Origin of the sequence: Streptomyces sp. CB01580 (assembly GCF_001905795.1) — a bacterium.
Taxonomy (GTDB): domain Bacteria; phylum Actinomycetota; class Actinomycetes; order Streptomycetales; family Streptomycetaceae; genus Streptomyces.
On the sequence record NZ_LIXJ01000080.1, the window covers coordinates 1 to 2,477 of the forward strand.

General features: G+C 72.4%; 2 protein-coding genes. Both read left to right on the top strand.

The window, feature by feature from the left end:
• Positions 1 to 35 precede the first annotated feature (35 nt).
• A complete protein-coding gene (locus tag AMK22_RS37165) occupies positions 36 to 854 on the top strand; it encodes a universal stress protein (RefSeq protein ID WP_073792153.1) in 819 nt (272 codons plus the stop codon).
• Between the two features lie 332 nt (positions 855 to 1,186).
• A partial coding sequence (locus tag AMK22_RS37170; protein WP_143203665.1) for an HAD-IC family P-type ATPase occupies positions 1,187 to 2,477 on the top strand: 1,291 nt, incomplete at its 3' end.

Genomic DNA, 2,477 nt, shown 5'->3' on the forward strand with positions numbered 1-2,477 from the left:
GTGGGCGTGGAATTCGGCATGAGAGGAGGCGGGTGGTGACGATTCCCCTGGTGGTCGGTGTCGACGGATCCAAGGCGGGCCTGGAAGCGGTCGACTGGGCCGTCATCGAGGCGATCCGCCAGGATGTGCCGCTCCACATCCTGCACGCGGCAGCCGATGAACACGCAGCGTCCGACGTGATCGCAGCCGCCTCCGCACGGGCCAGGGAGGACGCTCCGGGAGTGCGGTTGTCCAGCGAGGTCTCGTACGAGGATGCGGCGTCCGCCCTGATCGACGTCGGGCGCAACGCCTTCGCACTGGTACTTGGCTCCAGGGGCATCGGCGACCTCGCCGGTTTGCTCCTGGGCTCGGTCGGCCTCGCCGTGGCCGCACGAGCCGTCTGCCCGGTCGTCGTTGTCCGCGGCACCGCGGAGCATCGGGACGGCCGGTTCGGGAGCATCGTCGTCGGCGTCAAGAACGAGGAGAGCAGCATCACGGCCCTGCGGTTCGCATTCCGCGAGGCCCAGGTGCGGAACTGTCGGCTGGTGGCGATGCACGCCTGGAGCGCACCGCCCAGTGCGTGCACGACGCCTCAGGCCCCGTCGTGGCCCCTGGAGGCCCACCTACGGCCGCCGGCGCAAGTGCTCGACGACACTCTGCGCTTGGTGGGCACGCGGTACCGCAACGCCCCGGTCTGTCGACAGCTGGTCGAGAAACCTGCTCGACAGGCGCTGCTGGAAGCCGCCTCAGAAGTGGACCTTTTGATCGTCGGCGCCCACCCGCGACTGGTGCATCGGGGCTTGCAACTCGGCCTGGTCAACCATGCCCTCCTGCATCACGCACCGTGTCCCATCGCTGTCGTTCCCCAGTTGTGACCGCTACGACACGGGTCGCCCACGTGAACGTCCGGCCGCTGGGGGCCGGACGTCGGCCCCCTCAGGGGCCTTCGGCCCCGCGACCGAAGTGCGCCATCGCTCGACGGTCGTACGGAAGTGGGTGAACGGACCGGCCGGCTGCTGTCGGCGACCGGCCATGAGCACACGGGGGTTCGGCGCATGCGCTGCACGCAAGCGCGTGGCCTTCCGCGTGTCGCCCCGCGCCCGTCGTCATTCGGCCCTCCCGGCGGGTCGCTCGGATCCTGTGGCCGGGGCGGTGCCGAGGTGTGATGAACCAGGTCCGGGCCGAGGATGGACGGCATGGGGTGCGCATGAAGCATTTCTCCGTAGCGGGGCCGGCAGCCGCCGTTTCCGCACGGCTGGAGCCGGCTCTTCTCGCCGTCACGGCAGCGGCCCTGGCGGCCGGCGCCGGGGCCTGGATCACCGGTGCGGGCAGCCTCGCGGACCTGTTCTGGGGTCTGGGGACCGTGTTCGCCGTCGTCCCGGCGGTGGCGTGGGTCGTGGCTGCGTTGCGGCGGGGTCATGCGGGCGTGGATCTGATCGCTGTTCTGGCTCTCGGCGGCACCCTGGCCGTGCGCGAGTACCTGGCCGGTGCGTTGATCGCCCTGATGCTGGCCACCGGCCGCACTCTCGAAGCCGCCGCTCGACGGCGCGCCTCCCATGACGTGCGGGCGCTTCTGGAACGTGCGCCGCGCACGGCCCGGCGCCTTACCGACGTCGGGGTGCGCACGGTGCCGCTGGCCGAGGTGGGGGCCGGTGATCTGCTCGTGGTGGGCCCGGGGGAGGTAGTGCCCGTCGACGGCCGCGTGGAGAGCGCCGTCGCCGTGTTGGACGAGTCAGTGCTCACAGGGGAGTCGTTGCAGGTCGAGCGGGCGAACGGCGAAGCGGTGCGCAGCGGTGTGGTCAACGCGGGCGGCGCCTTCGACCTGCGGGCCACTGCCACTGAGCAGGACAGCACCTATGCCGGGATCGTGAGGCTGGCGCGGCAGGCCGGCGCGGAATCCGCTCCGGTGGTTCGCCTGGCCGACCGGTACGCGGCGTGGTTCCTCCCCCTGTCGCTCGCGGTGGCGGGCCTGGCCTGGCTCCTGAGCGGTTCCCCGGTACGCGCGGTCGCGGTCCTGGTGGTCGCCACCCCGTGCCCGCTGCTGCTGGCCGCGCCGGTGGCGATCGTCTCCGGGCTGTCCCGCGCGTCCCGTCTCGGCGTGGTGATTCGTGACGGCGGCGCGCTGGAGAACCTCGGCCGAGCCCGCACCCTGCTGCTGGACAAGACCGGCACGCTTACGGGCGGCCGTCCGCGCGTCCTCGACGTCACCGCCGCACCGGCGTGGAAACCGGCGCAGGTGCTGCGCGTGGCGGCGTCGGTCGACCAGTACTCGCCGCACGTGCTGGCCCGCGCCATCGTCGACGGGGCTCGGGAACGAGGGCTGGACCTGTCGGTGCCGTCGGACGTCACCGAAGAGCCCGGCCGGGGAGCCGCAGGCGTCGTGGACGGCCATCGGGTGTCCGTCGGCCGGATCGGCGCCTCGGATGCCATGCCGTCCTGGGCGCGGGCGGCGGACAACCGTGCGCTGCTCGACGGTGCGGCCGTCGCCTGGCTGACCG